Genomic DNA, 18,394 nt, shown 5'->3' on the forward strand with positions numbered 1-18,394 from the left:
AGGGGCTGGCAATGGATAAGCCTATTAAAAAAACAGCTGGAAAAGTGGCTAAGGAAGTAATTAAACATACTCCGGAACCAATAAAGGAAAAAGTAAAAGATGTTGTAGTTGAAAAAGCCAAAGAGAATGTAGTGGAGCAGGCTCAGGACAAAGCCCATGAATTTACGGACCATTTAGAGGAAAAAAGGGACACTTTCGCTGAAAAGCTGAATAGTGGAGCAGAAAAAGCCAAGGACAAAACACAGGAAGCTTTACTTGCGGCAAGAGAAAAAGTAGGCCAAGCGAAAGAAAAGGGCAAAAAGCTACAGGATAATCTATCCTCCTCGCAAAAAAAGGATGACCGTAAAGTGAAAGGTGTGGGCGATATTAAAAGCGTCAGCAACATTAAAGGAGCTACCAATATTAAATCATCAAACAATATTAAGACAATGGGTTCTTAACAGGAATATAGAAAGGAGAATGAATAATGGCAGGAGTTCAGAAAAGTACCGATAGTTCAAGTTTGGCAGAAGTAGTTGACAGAATACTTGATAAGGGGATTGTCATAGATGCCTTTGTAAGAGTGTCAGTGGTTGGTATTGAAATATTAACAGTAGAAGCCAGAGTGGTTATCGCAAGTGTAGATACATGGTTGCGCTATGCAGAGGCAGTAGGGCTTCTCAGAGACGAGGTACAGGAAAACGGACTTCCCGCGCCGCAGGACGAAAGAAATGCAAGGTTTAGTATTTGATAAGAAGTAGGAGTAAGCCGGGGCATGAATGCCCTGGCCTCCATTATTAAATTGGGAGGCCATTATGGAAATTAAGAAAATAATAGCCAATGTTACTGAATTCTTTAACGAATATGTGGCTCCAATTCATAAAATTACGACTGTAGAAGAAGCAGATAATGGCTGGAAACTAATCGTTGAAGTAATTGAAGAAAAGGAATATATGAAAAAATACGCAAAGGATGAAATGGTCGGTGTATATGAGGTAAGCCTTAATCAGGAAAAGGAAATTACCTCCTATAAAAGAAGGGACCTGCGGTTTAGAAGTTCCGTTAACCTAGAAATGTAGGGCGTGGTGAAAGAGTGACGGTATTAAAGAATAAAACTAAAACGCAAAAGCAATCAATTGTTCGGGATAAAGTTACGGAAGATTTATTAGTTCGTTCAGCCCGATATTTAAAGGCGGGTTATCCTGTCCATTTTACAGGGCCTTCCGGTACAGGGAAGACCTCATTGGCACTTGAACTCGCAAAAACAAGAAAAAGGCCAGTTATGCTTATCCATGGACACCACGAATTGAACAATAAAGATCTGATAGGAGACTTTACAGGATATACAAGCAAAAAGGTAGTAGATAACTATATTCGGTCTGTTTATAAAAGAGACGAAAGCATTACGGAAACATGGAGGGACGGGCGCTTGCTAGAAGCGGTAAAGAACGGCTACACGCTTGTCTATGATGAATTCACCCGCTCTAAACCTATAACAAATAATATTTTTCTATCAATTTTAGAAGAAGGAGTTCTCCCTCTTTACGGAACAAAATTAACCGAACCGTTTATTCGTGTCCATCCTGATTTTACTGTCATTTTTACCAGTAACCCTTCTGAATATTCAGGGGTCTATGAAACACAGGATGCACTGTTAGACCGCCTGATTACCATTCATATTGATCATAAAGACAGCGAACGGGAAGCGCTTATACTATCAGGAAAAATTGATATGAGTAAAAGTGAAGCAGCTACTATTACAAACCTGGTAGCTCGCTTGCGGAAACAGTGCAAAGGTGAGACTGGTCCAAGCCTTAGAGCCTCATTACGGATTGCGGCTATAGCGAAGGATGAGGGGATTTCCATAAATGGAAACGATCCTGAATTCCAGAAGCTTTGCATCGACATTTTAGCCCAGCAAATAAGCCGTTCTATTGATGTAGAGAACCCAATAGAAACAGCAAAGGAAATGATTAAAAAGGCATGCAATAACCTGGAGCTTAATAAGGAGTAAAAGGAGAGACGTACTATGAGCCAAGGAGAAACGGGAATTTATATATTTTGCGGAATACAAGCAGAATCGGATGAAAGTTTTGGCCAGGTCGAAGTTGAAAGTGATAAAGCAGACCTTTTTCTAATCCGCTATAAGGATGCAGCAATGGTTGCCGCAGAAGTACCAATGAAAATCTACCACCCGAATAAAGAAAATTTAATGATGCACCAGGGAACTGTTTCTCAAGTTATGAAAAAAAACCAGACAGTCATCCCGGTTAGCTTTGGTAATGTCTTTAAATCAAAAGAAGATGTTGCTGTACTTCTGGAAAATCTATATCCACAATTTGAAAAACTTTTTCCTGCGATTAAGGGCAAGATTGAACTTGGACTTAAAGTGATTGGAAAGAAGGAATGGCTGGAATCCCAGGTGAGCGGAAATGAAAAAATTGGGAATATGACTAAATCGCTTCAAGGAAAATCCGAAGCAGCTAGCTATTATGAAAGAATTCAATTAGGCGGCATAGCTCAAAAAATTGTTCAATCCCTTCAAAGTGAGGTTGAACAGGAAATATTTGAACCTTTAAAAAAGCTGGCTGAGGCTTCAAAGGCAAATGATCCGATAGGAGAAAAAATGTTATTAAATGCCGCGTTCTTGATAGACCGAGAAAAAGAAGCAGAGTTTGATCAGAAAATTAATGAGGCTTATGAAAAATGGAAGGATAAGGTCGATTTCAACTACAGTGGCCCCTGGCCTGCGTATAATTTTGTCAATATCCGTTTAACTGTCGAGAATGCGGGATGATTCATAAGCTTGTTTCTGCCCCTATTAACCTTGTTGTGAAAATTGCGGAGAAGGTTAAGGAGGAGGCGGATAAGGAACTTTATGACCTTCCTACCATACAGCAAAAATTGATTCAGCTACAAATGATGTATGAGCTTGGAGAAATACCAGAGGAAGCCTATAAGGCGAAGGAAGAGGAATTGATTCTCCGGTATGAAGTCGCAAAGCAGCTCGAACTGAAACAGTGGGAAGAGATGGCGAAAAGGAAATGAGGGCAGCAGAAACGATGGAAGACTTGATTTATTTATATGGATTGGTTCCAACAAAGGAAATAACTGATAAACCATTGCCACCCTTTAAGGATTTTGACGGCAAAGGGGAGATTTATCCCATTAGAATCAATGGGATTACCGCAGTCGTATGCAAACTGGATTCACAAACCTATACGGAAGAAACGATTAAGGAACGGATTGACAACGATATGGGCTGGCTTCAGGAAAAAGCCTTTCACCATCATGAAACGGTTTTGAATCTATCAAAACTTTTTACGATTATTCCTTTGAAATTTTGCACTTTGTACAAGAGTGAAAATAGCTTAAAGGAGTCGATTCAGTCCAATTCTTCCCGAATGGAAAGCACCTTCAATCTCATTTCCAACAACGAAGAGTGGAATTTAAAGATATACTGCGATGACAAGTTATTAAAAGCAGAAGTTAGCGCGAATAATCCGGTAATTGAAGAAAAAAGAGAAGAAATTAGCAGTCTATCAAAAGGAAAGCAATTTTTTGAAAAGAAAAAGCTGGACCAGTTAATTGAAAGAGAGGTTGAAAAAGAAAAGATTGCTGTGAGTGAAGATATCCACTTGCAACTCAAGGGATTTGCTATTGAAGGAATTGTAAAGAAAACCTGGGGCAAGGATGTTACTGGCAGAAAAGATCAAATGACGTGGAATAGTGTTTACCTAGTTTCTAAGACAAAAGTGGAACCATTTTTGGAGCAAATTCAGCAATTTGAAAAGGACATGAAAGAAAAAGGGTGGCAGTTTGAAGCTACAGGGCCATGGCCTGTTTACCATTTTTCCAGCCTTTCATAAGTGGAGATGAGGATATGACAGTACGAGAAACAATTGAAAACAAAGATATAGGATTAATTGATATATTGGATGTCATCCTCGATAAAGGGGTCGCAATCAAGGCGGATTTAATAATTTCCATCGCAGGAGTCGACCTTGTTTATTTAGACCTTCGGGTATTAATTGCTTCTGTTGAATCCCTTGTACAGGCTCAGCAGAAAGGTAAAGCAATTTCTTCCGAACAATTTGACCAACAAAGGGAGGACTTAATCCATGCAACCGGCCAGCCAAGCAAATGGAAAAATTAATTTGGATCCTGATAACGCAGAACATGGATTAGCCCAGCTTGTTTTGACAATCATCGAGCTCCTAAGACAAATCGTTGAAAGGCATGCCATGAGGCGTGTTGAAGGTGGTACGCTGACGGATGATCAAATAGAAGCTTTGGGGGAAGCTTTGATGAATCTTGAAGAAAAAATGGAAGAGTTGAAGGAGATATTTGGCTTGGATGCTGAGGATTTAAATATTGATTTGGGTCCTTTAGGCAGCTTACTTTAAACAAAGCAAGGAGGCTTTCCGAATGGCAGTCGAGCATAATATGCAATCCAGCACAATTGTAGATGTATTAGAAAAAATATTAGATAAAGGTGTAGTGATAGCGGGTGATATTACAGTTGGAATTGCCGATGTAGAACTTTTGACGATAAAAATCCGGCTAATTGTTGCATCTATCGATAAGGCAAAAGAAATTGGTATGGACTGGTGGGAAAGTGATCCTTACTTAAGTTCAAAAGCCAATGAGGGAACGAAAGCCCTGGAGGAAGAAAACAAAAGGCTTCAGGAGCGGCTGGAAGCTTTGGAAAGCAAGCTATCCGGAAACCGATTAAATTCACCTGAATTTAATGTGTGACATTTTAATTACTACAATAAAGCATAAATGGAGGAACGAACATGGAAGAAAATAAGGAAAATCAAACAACTTTACTAAGTAACAAAACGAGTGTTAATTCAGCAGCACTAAAACGAACCCTGGCAGGAGGAGTAATCGGTGCGACACTTGGATATTTGGCTACTCCCGAAAATGGAAAAAAAGTAATGGATGGCGTTAATGGCGGTGTTGCCGGACTGGGAAATGCGGCAAAGAGTAATTCCAAAAAAGCATTCCACTCATTAAAGGATTCTACTTCAAAACTTTTTAGTAGAGAAGGAGAAAACACAAAAGAAGAAACGTCAGCAAAGGACGGAAGTGATACTAGCCTTTCTACTGCTTCTAGTGAAAAAAGGGATTCAAAGAATGATAGTGTTGATAGTCGCTTGAATAGGCTGGAAGAAATGTTAACAAAGCTCATTCAGGAAAAGGAAGACCAGGAGAAAAATCAGAGTGGTTCAAAAGTTTCAAAGGCGGAAGAAGGCTCAGCAGAAGGTCAGGATGATAGCCTGGAGAATGAAGATGGGTCGACCCAGGATTCTGAGGGTTCAGAAGAGGAGTCTGATTCTGATAATGATAGTGATGCCAAAGAGGATGAGTCGCAACTAGTACTTTCCAAAGAAGGCAAATCACAGAAACCTGAAAACGATGGTGAAAAGAATAAAGACCAAAATGAATCTCCTAAAGGGGACGAAGAAAAAAAAGATACAGAATCCAATCAAGCCGGTGATGGATCATCTTCACAAACTGAAGGTACAGGTGATCATGAGGAGTCTAAAAAGCCGACTGAAGAACAAGATGATGCTGAAAGTAGTGAGGGAAAGGATGGCACCTCTACAGATGAAAGCTATGAGACGTTAAAAAAACAAAATAAAGATTTGCAGGGGCGATTAAGCTCGTTGGAAGGCATGCTCTCAAAATTGATTGATGCGAAAAAGAGCGAGAAGGATAATGATACGGAGAATTCGGATACACAGTATAATGAAAAAAAGGCTGGACAAGATTCCGATGATGGCAGCTCTGTAAATGAAAGACAGAATGGAAATGAAAAAGTAAAGGCCTCTGGAGAAGACCAGAAAGACCAAGAAAAAACGGATACTGCATCGGAAGAACAGGAAAGCGAAAAAGAAGAAGGTGCATCCTCAGAAGCTAAGAAAGATAAAGAGGAAGAAAAAGGTGCTTCACAGGGCCAGGAAGATCAAGAAGAAACAGATGGATCTCGGAGAGACCAGGATGATGAAGAAGATACAGATACATCTCAGGAAGACCAGGATGACGAAGGGGAAACAGATGCTTCTCAGAAAGACCAGGAGAGCGAAGAAGAAACAGAGACATTTCAGGAAGGCTCGGAAGACGAAGAGGCAGATGACGATTCCTTAGAAGGCCAGGAAGAGGGAGAAGAAAACAACAATTCCGAAGATGGCCAGGAAGGCAAGGATAACAGTAAAGAGGGCGAGCAAGCTGTGAATGGGCGTAAAGGTCAGGAACATACAGACAAGCCCAAAGAACCCAGCAAAAAGGCAGGCAAAGCAAATAAAGAAAAACAAAAGGGGAGCTACACGGTTCTCTCGGAAGAAGACGACACCTACCTTCTCTTGGAGGGATTGGAAAGGAAGGCGGAAGATGAGTAATCAGCCGGAACCAAAAGATACTGTACTGGAGTTATTTGTTCAAGCCGCCAATAATCACGGCTTTAATCTAGACATAACATTAAATGTCAAGGGGGCAGTGGTTACAGGCACTATCATTTCGGCCAGGGACTACTTTGAATCTTTAAGTGGAACAGTTGAAGATGGAAGTGATGTGGCAGAAAAACTTAGTGATATGCTATCGAATGCGGGAGAAAGCGCCGGTTCGGAAAGCCAACCTGAAGCCAATTATATTCATTTGAAAAATGCCAATGTTTATGTCGGTGACAGCAAACCGACACCCTCAAAGGGTGACATTCTTTGGAGAGGAAAGCTCAGTGAAGTTGATGGTTTCTTCATTGGAAGAATTGTAGATGGCAAATCAAAAGATTCATAGTTGGTCCATTTGTAAAAAGTAAACCTCCAGCTGTTCAGTTGCTGGAGGTTACTATTAAAGAGCTTCCTTAATGACCTTCCTGTAATACATGATTGAAAGCAATCCAAATATGGAGTACAAAACGGTATAAAGGACCATAACCATAATCATCGGTGTCCATAATTCAGTTCCAAAGAAAAACCAGCCCGATTGGACGGCAAAATAACTGTGCAGGAGGCCGATCGCAAGTGGTATGCCGAAGTTGAACAACTGCTTTGCCTGGATTCCTTTTAACAGGTCATTACGGGTGAAACCGAGTTTCCGCAGAATTGTGTAGTTCGGCTTTTCATCTTCGCTCTCGTCCATTTGTTTAAAATAGAGAATACAACCGGACGTAATTAGAAAGGTTAAACCCAAAAATCCGACAATAAACATAATTAATCCGAACGTCATTTTCTGATCTATTGACATTTGAAGGCGGGAATCATTGAAGTTACGTTCACTAAAAGAGTTGGCAAGGAAAAGCTCGTTTGCTTCCTCTAGTTTTTCTTCATGTTTTAATGTAATTCCAGTAAAGAGTGAAGATTTCTTTTGTATTTCTGGTAACAGGTCCTTCTCAAGCTTTTCAAATACACTATGGTCAACGATTGCAACAGGAGTGCCACCGCTAGTAAAATACCATGAAATATGATGCTCGTTTCTCATTCCTAGATAGGACTGTGAAATCACGAGATTCTTCCCTTTTAGTTCAATGTTTCCAGCATCCTTTAGAGGCATGAACTTTTGGAGTGCATCGTGGTAGCCGGTAAAATACGTTTCATCGGGAGCAACAGCTGCTCCTTTTACACTTTCCTCACTTATAACTGAAATTTGCATAGAGTCAGAGTCTGAAATTCCTCCTTCAAATTCTGTTAGCATAATTTCCTCAAGATTAGCCGGAACTTGAATTACAGGGATTTCTTTCTTTGTAAAAGGGATAGTATTCTCCTCCAGTAGGCTAGTAAACTGCCTGGCATCTTCCTGTGTTACAAATGCGAAATCAGCTGCAATATTTTTGCGGGCAGATTCTTCGGCAGAATAGTAGGAGATGTAGCTTAATGAAAGCAATCCAATTGCAAGGGCAGATACGGTTGTAATGATTGTCAGCAACAGCGCATTTGATTTCATCCGGAACATTATGCTCGAAAGGGACAGCACTTCATTGACTGTTAAATATCCGTCTTTCATTTTACGGATTAATTGAAAGACAAAGCTGACTGAGCCTTTGTAAAAAAAGTATGTTCCTATGATGACCGATCCCAGGATAAAAATCATTGCCATGAATAGTTTGTTCATTTCTGTAATGTCACCACTAAACAGCCTTGAAGAAACATAATAACCAGTGGCAATCAATCCAATGCCCATGATACCCATGAGAATTTCCCAAACAGACAATTTTTTTACCCGTGTCTCAGTTGAGCTAGTAACACGGAAAAGGGACAAAATACTCTGCCTTTTAATAAATGCATAATTCATGCACATGATTAATAAATAAATCAAACTAAAGACCCCAACTGTTTGATAAAAGGCCTGTGAAGAAAAATTAAGGCTCGCTTCCAGTTCAATTTGCAGGATTTTAAAGAGAATCATCATGATTAGCTTTGAAAAAGAAAACCCTATAAATATCCCAATCGCCATGGAGCAAAAGTAAAGGATACAATTTTCGGCAGTGAGAATGCGGAATATCCGCGATTTCGTCATACCAATCAACTGGAATAAGCCAATCTCCTTGCTTCGGCGCTTAATAAAGATGTTATTTGCAAACAGCAGAAAAACTGTAACGATTCCAACTAGCAGGACCGATGCGGCCCTAATAGAAGCAGCGCCCTTGATGGTCCCTTTTGTCTCATCCATTGCAGGATCATATTGCAGGGTAACAAAAGCGAAATAAAGCGCTACAGTAAAGACCAATGCAAAGACATAAAGATAATAATTCTTTAGGTTCTTTTTCAGGTTTCGGAAAATGAGTGAATTAATGCTCATATTGTACACCGCCCAAAACACCCTGGGTTTTGATGATATCCTTGAAGAAAGCCTGCCGCGTTTCATCGCCCTTGGTCAGCTGTGTATAAATCTGGCCATCTTTAATGAAAATTACCCGGCTACAATAGCTAGCTGCCGCGGGGTCATGGGTAACCATTACAATGGTTGAGTGCCGTTTCACATTTAATTGGCTAAGCTTGTTTAATAGGTCAGAAGCTGATTTTGAATCCAGGGCTCCTGTCGGTTCGTCAGCAAAAATAATGCTAGGCTCATGGATGAATGCCCGCGCTGCTGATGTCCGTTGTTTTTGCCCGCCGGAGATTTCATTCGGGTATTTATCCTTGAGTTCATAGATGCCAAGCTCTTCGGCGACCTGCTTAAACTTTGCGTCTGCTTCCTTCTTTGAGATGTTGGCAATGGACAGTGGCAGAAGAATGTTTTCCTTCACTGTCAATGTATCGAGCAAATTGTATTCTTGAAATATGAAACCAAGGTGGTTTTTCCGAAATTCAGCAAGCTGCTTTTCCTTCATTCCGGTAATTTCTTTACCTTCAATTTTTATTGTTCCATGTGTAACAAAATCAATAGAAGAGAGTACATTCAACAGGGTTGTTTTTCCTGATCCAGAGGCGCCCATAATGCTCACAAACTCTCCTTTTTCAATTGAAATATCGAGGCCTCTTAGCACTTCCTGTCTATTGAACCGGTTGCCGTATGCTTTATCTATCCTTGCTGCTTCCAATATCTTCATAACTTGCACACTCCTTTAAATCCTTCGATACGTCTATCATACCGGCATTCCGGTCCTGCTTTCCTTTGATTCATCTAACAAAAGCAGAAAAGCATGTGACATTTTTGTCACATGCCTGAAAGCTCGTTGAAAGCATTTCTCTTTGGAAAGGTAAGTGTAAATACTGATCCTTCTCCTGGGGTTGAAATGACACTAATGGAAATCAATAGGGGGGATGCGGCTTTTTTTGCAAGATAAAGTCCCATTCCCGTTGCTTTATTATCATGATGCTTGGATGTGGATGTATAGCCTTTATCAAATATCCGGGACAAGTCCCTTGCTGATATCCCTGTTCCAAAATCCTTTATTTCAAGGACCGTACCGCCGTTATAATCAAAGGACCGAATAGTTATATCTGCCGTTTCATTGCTGTATTTGACGGCATTAGTCAACAGTTGCCTTATGATAAAGCCAGCCCATTTTGCATCAGTCAGCACTTCGGAACCTTCGAATACCGTTTCGAAACCTATGCCTTTTTGCATGCACCATGATTGGAGTGTTTTAATTTCGGAAAATACTAGCTGGCGTAAATCGACTTTTTCAATATACAAGTCGTTCTCCATGAAAGGAATCCGCTTCTGGTGAAGCTGTTGGTCTAATAAAAGGTGGATTCTTAGCCATTCATATTGAAGGCTTGCCTTTGAATCTTTATTGTCAAGCCTATCTATGATCAGCTGCATAGCCGTTAAAGGTGTCTTCACTTCATGAATCCAAGACAATAATTCATCCTTTTGCTTTTCTAATGAATTTTGCTTAAACGATATATCTTTCTTTAATTCAGTTGCTTGCAGTGTAATCGTATCTCTGACCATTTTCTCGAAAGGTCTTTCAGCCTCAATACTGCTGCTTGTAGTAAGGTTCGTTTCCTTGAGTGTTTTGTAAAAGCGGGTCTCTTTATGGTAGCGATAGAATAAAAACACTAGGAAAAGGCAGGATGACAGAAAGACAATATAAAGAAGTGATTCTACCGGGAGGGTCGGATCAACATAAGCAATGAAAAGGGATAGGAGTTCAAGTGCCACGAACATGGCAATCCAACTCTTTCTTTCAACAAGGAAATCCTTAAACATATCCGCTTGCCTCTTCCAGAGCAATATATCCCTGACCAACCTTCGTTTCAATGAATATCCCAAGCTCAATTTTATCGAGCTTTTTCCGGAGGCGGTTTATATTGACTGTCAATGTGTTGTCGCTCACGAACCTCTCATCGTCCCAAAGGCTTTTAATTAAATCCTCTCTGGAGACAATGTTGTTTTTTTGTTCTATCAAGACCCTTAATATGTAAATTTCGTTTCTTGTCAGCTCAACTGTACCTATTTCATTGGCTACTGTGTTGTTCTCGTAGTTGACAGTAGCTCCGCACCATACCTTTAAGGTTTGGGGCTTTTCTACATTGTAGTTGTGGACCCTTCGCAATATGGCCTGGATTTTTGCTATTAAAACATCAAAGTGAAATGGCTTCTGGACGAAGTCATCAGCACCAAGCTGCATTGACATAACCTGGTCGGCTGGATGATCACGTGAGGAAAGAAAAATAATCGGTACCTTCGAATGGGACCTGATTAATCGGCACCAATGGAATCCGTCAAACCTCGGCAACTGGATATCAATAATGACCAAATGAGGCATGATTTCCGTAAATTCAGACATCACCTGGCCAAAATCGCGTACCCCGTGTACTTCGTAAGACCATTGCGTAAGCCTGTCTTTCATTTCCGCAAATAATGTTTCATCATCTTCTATAAGCAGCAATTTAAACATTTTTTCACCACCTTAAGTTTAACTCTATCAATATTTTATAAAAAATGTCTATGGTATAGGAACCTACCCATTGCATTTTTGTTGTAAATAAAATCGGATTAGAAACGTGATTAACCTTATATGTTCGGGTATTAGCGTTTATTTTTTTGACACATTAAAGGCGAACATTGGTTATTGACTTAGAAGCCAATTTGGCATACTATTAGCTTTGTGTTTTTAAAGGCGAACATTTAAATGACGAAGTTAGTTAATATATGCCTTTTGGGGGAAGTAGAATGGAAAAGTTATTTAAACTTCAAGATTTGAAGACAAATATACGAACTGAAATTATGGCTGGCTTTACTACGTTTATGGCGATGGCCTATATCATCGTCGTTAATCCAGCGATACTTTCAGCATCAGGCGTGCCTTTCAACCAAGTGTTTACGGCAACTATTATAGCTGCTGCTGTGGGTACCTTAATCATGGCATTGTTCGGAAACTACCCAATTGCGATTGCTCCTGGGATGGGCTTGAACGCCTATTTTGCGAGTGTTGTGGCCACTCATGGAGTCAGCTACCAAATTGTATTCGGAGCGGTTTTCCTAGCCGGGATTTTATTTTTACTATTGTCCCTAACTAAATTCCGCGAGATGCTCATTGAAGCAATCCCAGATTCCTTGAAATACGCCATTACGTCGGGTATTGGCTTGTTCATTGCCTTCCTCGGTTTAAAAATGTCTGGTATCGTTGCAGCTAACCCTGAAACTCTTGTCTCAATTGGTGACCTTCATAAACCGGGAACCCTCCTGGCAATAGGAGGCTTGCTTATTACTCTTATCCTCCTTGCCCGAAATGTGAAGGGGGCGCTGTTTATCGGAATGCTGGTAACAGCAGTTATTGGATACTTTCTTGGCATGCTAAAAATAGATGGAATTGTTTCATCACCGCCATCTATTGTTCTATTTGATATGGATCTTGCAGGTGTTTTTTCAAATGGATTATATACTGTGGTGTTTGCCTTCTTACTGGTGACACTCTTTGATACAACGGGAACCTTAATAGGTGTTACTGAACAGGCTGGACTAGTGGAAAATGGCAAGTTAAAAAGGGCAAAAGCAGCCTTAAGCGCGGATGCGGTTGCCACTACGGTCGGCGCGGCGCTTGGCACAAGCCCATCCACCGCTTATATTGAGTCTTCTACAGGCGTTGCGGCTGGCGGCAGGTCAGGGCTTACAGCTTTGACGGTCAGCGGACTGTTTATCGCGGCACTATTCTTCTCACCGCTCGTGGGTGCTATTGCCGGACTGCCCGCAATTACTGCCCCAGCATTAATCATTGTTGGCTGCTACATGATGGAGGGGTTAGCGAAAATTAATTGGAAAGCATTTGATGAGGCGTTTCCTGCATTTATTATTATCCTCACAATGCCGCTTACCTCAAGCATCGCCACAGGTATTTCTCTAGGCTTCATTGCATATCCGATTATTAAGCTTGTAAGCGGGAAAGCACGAAACATTCATCCGCTTATCTATGTTTTTGGGATTATTTTCGTAATCCAAATGTCTTTCTTCTCTTAAGCCTGTTTCCTGGGTCCTCTTGGTCCCAGGGACAGGCTTTTGTTTTTTCATAAAGCGGACTGTATGCTAGGTGGCTTCCTCTCGCTTTTCTACCACCAAAATACCCTCTAAATCTGCCAATTGTATTTGCTACTCTCATACTAGTATGAAAGAGGGCTTTATATGTAGGAGATGATTGGTAGCTTAGTTCGTGAAAGGTGAAAATTATATTAATAAGTAAGTCTTATGGTTTTTCATTAAAATATATGAATATCCTTATTATCCTCGAGTGCTTATACTGTAACTGGAGGTGGAACAGGATGGAATATATGTTGATGTTTCTAATCGGAGTTTGTGCAACAACCTTGGGTACATTGGCAGGAGGTGGCGGGATGATTAACCTGCCCGCTATGCTGCTTCTCGGGATGCCTCCCCATTCAGCAATTGGTGCCAACAAGGTGTCGAATACATTTAGTTCACTTTCAAGCTTTTATCATCTTTATCGTAAAAAAGAGATATCCATAAAGGAATCATTCTGGATTATCCCGGTCAGCCTGCTTGGAGGGGTGAGTGGAGGCTATATAGCCTCAAAGATTTCTCCGGAAAACATGTATATTGTTGCTGTTTTTCTCTTGGTCTTTGCGTTTTTAACTTCCTTTCTAGCAAAAGGAGGCTTTAATGGAAACAAGCCTCTGCGTATGAATAAACTGAGTGTCCCGGGCCTTTACGGAATTGGCATGTATGACGGGGTGTTTGGACCAGGGCAAGGGACGCTGATGTTTTATCTGTTTAGCCATTTAAATATGGCCTATATCAAGGCTGTCGGTCTGGTGCGGCTTGCTACCTTTTCTAGCTGTATAGGCGCGGCAGCCACATACATTGCCACTGATAAAATCATCTGGCCCATGACACTGGCACTTATGATTGGATCGGTGACTGGGGCACAGATGGGTGTCAGGATTGCTGAAAAAATGAATCCCAAGTTTGTTAAGCCGATTCTTAGACTGACTACTTTAGCACTAATTATTCAAGTCACCGTGGAATTACTATAATTTTCTTGATATGAGTGAAAAATGGATAAAAATGATTAATATGACCTGTTAATTTCCGTTATTTAACAATATCCAGGAGAATAGATGCATCGCTTTTTGAAGAAATTTTCCGAATCAAGGGGAATTTCTTTTTTGTGAGGAAAAGAAAATATGTAATATGACCTATTTTAATAATAAAGATACATTAAAATGGAAGTAATTGCTAAACAGGAGGTATTTATTCTGAATATTCCCCATGTTAAGATTACTCTTGTACTTCCAAATGAAAGGGGAAAAGCAATTGAATACGAAGAAATTGCTATCATTACTTACAACGGGGGCCCTCGCTTTGTCTTTGGCTGTGCCATTTGGGCCAAGCTCCTCCAAGGTTCAGGCAAAAACAACTCCTGATTGGAACGTCGAACGGTATGGGGACCGGGTTGACATTGATGGACAGCTGAACCAGCTGTCACAGAATGAATCTTTTTTGAAACAGGCAGAGAAAAGCATTGAGGAGCAAGCCGCAAATATTAACTTTAATGAAACTCCAGCAGCTTCAAATACATCTGCCCAAAGTACATTTACTTATGATGGCGGAACTAAGCAATTTTTAAATAGAAACTTGAAGTTTAAGCCTTTCACCCTGCGTAGTGTTGGCGAAAACGTTGAAATTTGGGTGGCAAATGACCTTGCGTTCCCAGCTGGAGATACGCGTCCTGCTCATGTGGTAACACAGCAACAGGTAGATAAACTCCGCGATGAGTTTGATAATAATATCTATCCTAAGGCAACTGCATTTTTCGGTACTCCTGATGTCCATGATGGTTCAAAATCGCCGCTAGCTGGTCGAAATGTACCAGCCGGGTATTATGAGGGCAGTGATAAAATTATCATGCTCGTCGATAATATCCAGGATGATAATTATAAAGATCCTACTTATCCATTCTTTGTGGCCGGTTTCTACTGGCAAACACTAGAAAACTATATTGATAGAAACATCATTACCATTGACACAAACAGCTGGGAGACACGCCTGGAATCCACTTTCTTCGGAACGACTATTCATGAGCTTCAGCACTTGATTCACGCTGACAACGATGGGGCCGAAGAAACATGGATTAACGAAGGAATGTCGACGTTCTCCGAGTACCTTGGCGGCTATGGCCATGATGATAGTTCAATAAACTTTTATCTTGACCATCCTGAAAACTCATTGGTGAACTGGGATGACCATAGAAGTGCTAAAACTGGTCCTGAGACCATTGCCGATTATGGACAGGTGTATCTGTTCACTCTTTATATGAACGATAAATTCGGACGTGAATTCATTCGCGACCTGGCACTAAGTGAAACACAGGGTATTAATAGTGTAAATGACATCTTGAAGAAGCATGGTATTGAAAAAGACTTCACTCAGCTTTACCAGGACTTCATTACAGCGCTAACACTGGATTCTGACCGTGTTGGAGGCGGCGTTTACAATTTCGATAGCATCGACCTACGTGATGTTGTTGTTGATAAGCAAGGCACTAAGCGCGGTAAAACAGTAGATTTTGAAAAAGCGGTTAAGTTTGAAAAAGAAGGCGTTCCGGCGTGGGGCGGTGATTTTAAAGCGCTAGACTTCCAGGAAAAAATCAGGTCAATTGAGTTTGATGGCGTTGACTTCTTAGGTACTCCTTGGACCTCTGTTGCCTCACCAACAGATGCAGCAAACAAAGTCCTTTGGGGCGGTTCCGGTGATGAAGCTGATAATGCGCTTGTATTTGAGGCTGACCTTACTGGCGTCCAAAATGCTACTTTAAATTTTGATAATTACCTTGATATTGAGGAACAATGGGACTTCGGTGTTGTTCAGGTGTCTACAGATGGCGGCAAGACATGGAAGAGCCTGGCGAATGAAAATACACGCAGTGATGTGGTGGAGCAAGGCTATCCAAAAATCAAAGAAAACGTTCCTGGCTTTACCGGAAACCTTAAAGTATGGCAAAAGGAATCTTTTGACCTTAGTGGATATGCGGGCAAGAAAGTACATGTTGCATTCCGTTATTTGACAGACTGGGGCCATACAGATGGCGGCTGGTTCATTGACAATGTATCAATCCCGGAAATCAACTTTACAGCGGATGGCAGATCAACAGATAGTTTCATGTCCTTCCAAGAACTTGCTGGCCAATATGTAAACTACACAGTAACCTTCATTAATGAAACAGAAGTTGGTAATAAGAAGGGTGCAAAGACAAATTACAAAGTTATCACAGTTGATCCATTCAATGTGACAGAAAAAGATGCGCTAACATTAAGGCAGCTTTTCCAGAACGGTAAAAACTACATGATTACGTCATATGCAGCTCCTGCGGACGATAAAAATCCGGTAGACTTTACTTATGAGGTGAAGTTGAAGGAAAAAGGGCCATTAAAGAAATAATAGCAAATTGGGAACCTCATTCCACCAGGAGTGGGGTTCCTTTTTGTCTCGTTAAAGTTTCTATTAAAATGTAAGCTATTGACATACATAATTGTGATATGATATTTAAATAGTGGGATTAGCACTCTCGTGATCAGAGTGCTAACGAATAATTTCTACAATAAGGAAAGGGGAAATAAATATGGAAAAGAAGCAATTCCAGGCTGAGTCGCAGCGGCTGCTTGAAATGATGATCAATTCGATATATACAAAAAAAGAAGTATTCCTTCGCGAGCTGATTTCTAACGCATCTGATGCGATTGATAAAATTTATTACAAAGCGCTAACAGATGATTCACTTACTTTTGATAAAGAAAGCTATTACATAAAAATCGTTGCTGATAAAGAAAACCGGACCCTTAAAGTCATTGATACAGGAATTGGGATGACGAAGGAAGAACTTGAAACAAACCTTGGGACGATAGCCAAAAGTGGTTCACTTGCGTTTAAGAGGGAAACAGAATTAAAAGATGGCCATGACATCATTGGCCAGTTCGGAGTCGGGTTTTACGCAGCCTTCATGGTGGCGGATGTGGTAACGGTTGTTAGCCGAGCGCTTGGCAGCGAAGAGGCATACAAATGGGAGTCAACAGGTGCTGAGGGTTACACAATCGAGCCGGTTGAAAAGGAAAGCATCGGTACGCAAATTACTTTAAAAATAAAAGAAAATACTGAAGACGAGAACTATGATGAGTTTCTTGAGCAATATGGCTTAAAATCGATTGTCAAAAAGTACTCTGATTTCATTCGTTATCCAATCAAGATGGATATTAGCACGAGTAGGAAAAAGGAAGGCAGCGAGGATGAGTGGGAAGAGGTTGTTGAGGAACAGACTGTCAACAGTATGGTGCCAATCTGGCGCAAAAACAAGAGCGAGTTGACTGATGAGGATTATGAGAACTTTTATAATGAAAAGCATTATGGGTTTGATAAGCCGCTAAAATCTATCCATATCAGTGTAGACGGCGCGGTTAGGTACAACTCAATCCTTTATATCCCGGAAACGGTCCCGTTCGATTATTATTCAAAGGAATTTGAAAAAGGTCTTGAGCTTTACTCCAATGGCGTTCTGATTATGGACAAGTGCGCAGATTTGCTGCCAGACCATTTCGGCTTCATCAAAGGAATGGTCGACTCTGAAGACCTATCGCTAAATATTTCGCGGGAAATGTTGCAGCATGACCGACAGCTGAAGCTGATTGCGAAGAATATTAGTAAAAAGATTAAGAGCGAACTGCTATCCCTATTGAAAGATGACCGAGAAAAATACGAAACGTTTTATAAATCATTTGGCCGTCAGCTGAAATTTGGTGTCTACAATGATTTTGGAGCACATAAGGAGACCTTGCAGGATCTGCTAATGTTCTATTCATCCAAGGAAAAGAAGCTTGTTACTTTGGATGAGTACGTATCACGGATGCCTGAGGACCAAAAGTATATCTATTATGCTGCTGGTGAATCCATTGAACGGATTGAAAAGCTGCCACAAGCAGAACTAGTATCAGAAAAAGGCTATGAAATGCTGTACTTCACAGAGGATATCGATGAGTTTGCAATCCGGATGCTGATGAATTACAAGGAGAAAGAGTTCAAGTCAGTTGCAAGCGGTGACCTTGGCATTGAGTCGGAAGAAGAGAAGAAGGAAGCCGAAACGGAAGCGCAGGAAAACAAAGAGTTGTTTGATGCCATGAAGGATGTCCTCGGCGGGAAGGTAAAGGATGTCAGGGTATCGAAACGCCTCAAGTCGCATCCTGTTTGCCTGACAGCTGAAGGCGAATTGACCATAGAGATGGAGAAAATCCTCCGCTCCATGCCGAACAGCCAGGATGTTAAGGCTGAAAAGGTACTTGAAATTAATCCGAATCATGAAGTGTTCACCTCGCTGAAGGATGCACTTGCAAATGACCGTGAAAAACTTGGTCTCTACACAAATCTTCTTTACAATCAAGCTCTCTTGATTGAAGGCCTGCCTATTCAGGATCCTGTCGAATTCACAAATGATATCTGCAAGATCATGGTCTAAATTAAG

At 40.9% G+C, this 18,394-nt stretch carries 20 protein-coding genes; 16 read left to right on the plus strand and 4 right to left on the minus strand.

The annotated features are described in order from the left end of the window. Window positions 1-11: 11 nt before the first annotated feature. The 12 genes from gvpQ (at window position 12) to gvpU (ending at window position 6,780) form a co-directional block, all read left to right on the plus strand. Entirely contained in the window at window positions 12-440 is a 429-nt protein-coding gene (gvpQ, locus tag AM500_RS01280) for a gas vesicle protein GvpQ (protein WP_053597577.1), read from the plus strand. Between the two features lie 26 nt (window positions 441-466). Then, window positions 467-730 carry a gas vesicle protein GvpJ gene (gvpJ, locus tag AM500_RS01285; protein WP_053597578.1) on the plus strand — a complete coding sequence of 88 codons (264 nt, stop codon included), beginning with the start codon at window positions 467-469 and terminating at the stop codon, window positions 728-730. A gap of 64 nt (window positions 731-794) precedes the next feature. Further along, complete coding sequence (gvpO, locus tag AM500_RS01290; RefSeq protein ID WP_053597579.1) at window positions 795-1,058, plus strand: gas vesicle protein GvpO; 264 nt, start codon at window positions 795-797, stop codon at window positions 1,056-1,058. Window positions 1,059-1,072: 14 nt separating this feature from the next. Beyond that, window positions 1,073-1,993: a gas vesicle protein GvpN gene (gvpN, locus tag AM500_RS01295; RefSeq protein WP_053597580.1), complete on the plus strand. Its 921-nt coding sequence runs from the start codon at window positions 1,073-1,075 to the stop codon at window positions 1,991-1,993. 15 nt (window positions 1,994-2,008) lie between these two features. Beyond that, the gene (locus tag AM500_RS01300; RefSeq protein WP_053597581.1) at window positions 2,009-2,776 is read left to right on the plus strand and encodes a GvpL/GvpF family gas vesicle protein; all 768 of its coding nucleotides are present in this window, start codon (window positions 2,009-2,011) and stop codon (window positions 2,774-2,776) included. After that, window positions 2,773-3,027, plus strand: a complete 255-nt coding sequence (locus AM500_RS01305) for a gas vesicle protein GvpG (RefSeq protein WP_053597582.1) — start codon at window positions 2,773-2,775, stop codon at window positions 3,025-3,027. The genes AM500_RS01300 and AM500_RS01305 overlap by 4 nt, the downstream gene beginning before the upstream one ends. Beyond that, complete coding sequence (locus AM500_RS01310) at window positions 3,024-3,848, plus strand: GvpL/GvpF family gas vesicle protein (protein ID WP_231688088.1); 825 nt, start codon at window positions 3,024-3,026, stop codon at window positions 3,846-3,848. Before AM500_RS01305 ends, AM500_RS01310 begins: the two co-directional genes overlap by 4 nt. Window positions 3,849-3,862: 14 nt before the next feature. Next, complete coding sequence (locus tag AM500_RS01315) at window positions 3,863-4,135, plus strand: gas vesicle protein (protein WP_053597583.1); 273 nt, start codon at window positions 3,863-3,865, stop codon at window positions 4,133-4,135. Then, window positions 4,101-4,385 carry a gas vesicle protein K gene (locus AM500_RS01320; protein ID WP_053597584.1) on the plus strand — a complete coding sequence of 95 codons (285 nt, stop codon included), beginning with the start codon at window positions 4,101-4,103 and terminating at the stop codon, window positions 4,383-4,385. Before AM500_RS01315 ends, AM500_RS01320 begins: the two co-directional genes overlap by 35 nt. Before the next feature lie 22 nt (window positions 4,386-4,407). Beyond that, on the plus strand, window positions 4,408-4,737 hold the full coding sequence (gvpJ, locus tag AM500_RS01325) for a gas vesicle protein (RefSeq protein ID WP_053597585.1): 330 nt from the start codon (window positions 4,408-4,410) through the stop codon (window positions 4,735-4,737). 41 nt (window positions 4,738-4,778) lie between these two features. Continuing rightward, the gene (locus AM500_RS01330; protein ID WP_053597586.1) at window positions 4,779-6,386 is read left to right on the plus strand and encodes a midas domain-containing protein; all 1,608 of its coding nucleotides are present in this window, start codon (window positions 4,779-4,781) and stop codon (window positions 6,384-6,386) included. After that, the gene (gvpU, locus tag AM500_RS01335) at window positions 6,379-6,780 is read left to right on the plus strand and encodes a gas vesicle accessory protein GvpU (RefSeq protein ID WP_053597587.1); all 402 of its coding nucleotides are present in this window, start codon (window positions 6,379-6,381) and stop codon (window positions 6,778-6,780) included. The genes AM500_RS01330 and gvpU overlap by 8 nt, the downstream gene beginning before the upstream one ends. A 54-nt stretch (window positions 6,781-6,834) precedes the next feature. On the opposite strand, the gene AM500_RS01340 is transcribed toward gvpU, so the two are convergent. The 4 genes from AM500_RS01340 to AM500_RS01355 form a co-directional block, all read right to left on the minus strand. Then, window positions 6,835-8,781, minus strand: coding sequence for an FtsX-like permease family protein (locus AM500_RS01340; RefSeq protein ID WP_053597588.1), 1,947 nt, complete (start codon window positions 8,779-8,781; stop codon window positions 6,835-6,837). Then, complete coding sequence (locus AM500_RS01345) at window positions 8,771-9,532, minus strand: ABC transporter ATP-binding protein (RefSeq protein ID WP_053597589.1); 762 nt, start codon at window positions 9,530-9,532, stop codon at window positions 8,771-8,773. The genes AM500_RS01340 and AM500_RS01345 overlap by 11 nt, the downstream gene beginning before the upstream one ends. A 107-nt stretch (window positions 9,533-9,639) precedes the next feature. Beyond that, window positions 9,640-10,641: a sensor histidine kinase gene (locus AM500_RS01350; RefSeq protein WP_053597590.1), complete on the minus strand. Its 1,002-nt coding sequence runs from the start codon at window positions 10,639-10,641 to the stop codon at window positions 9,640-9,642. Then, window positions 10,634-11,332, minus strand: a complete 699-nt coding sequence (locus AM500_RS01355) for a response regulator transcription factor (RefSeq protein ID WP_053597591.1) — start codon at window positions 11,330-11,332, stop codon at window positions 10,634-10,636. Before AM500_RS01355 ends, AM500_RS01350 begins: the two co-directional genes overlap by 8 nt. Before the next feature lie 275 nt (window positions 11,333-11,607). Between AM500_RS01355 and AM500_RS01360 the strand changes: the two genes are divergently transcribed. The 4 genes from AM500_RS01360 (at window position 11,608) to htpG (ending at window position 18,388) form a co-directional block, all read left to right on the plus strand. Continuing rightward, entirely contained in the window at window positions 11,608-12,891 is a 1,284-nt protein-coding gene (locus tag AM500_RS01360; protein WP_053597592.1) for an NCS2 family permease, read from the plus strand. Window positions 12,892-13,190: 299 nt separating this feature from the next. Continuing rightward, a complete protein-coding gene (locus AM500_RS01365; RefSeq protein ID WP_053597593.1) occupies window positions 13,191-13,922 on the plus strand; it encodes a sulfite exporter TauE/SafE family protein in 732 nt (243 codons plus the stop codon). Between the two features lie 280 nt (window positions 13,923-14,202). Further along, a complete protein-coding gene (locus AM500_RS01370; RefSeq protein ID WP_156319720.1) occupies window positions 14,203-16,326 on the plus strand; it encodes a choice-of-anchor J domain-containing protein in 2,124 nt (707 codons plus the stop codon). Between the two features lie 181 nt (window positions 16,327-16,507). Then, a complete protein-coding gene (htpG, locus tag AM500_RS01375; protein ID WP_053597594.1) occupies window positions 16,508-18,388 on the plus strand; it encodes a molecular chaperone HtpG in 1,881 nt (626 codons plus the stop codon). Window positions 18,389-18,394: the final 6 nt, after the last annotated feature.

Source organism: Bacillus sp. FJAT-18017 (assembly GCF_001278805.1).
In the GTDB taxonomy this organism is placed as follows: Bacteria; Bacillota; Bacilli; order Bacillales; family Cytobacillaceae; genus Bacillus_D.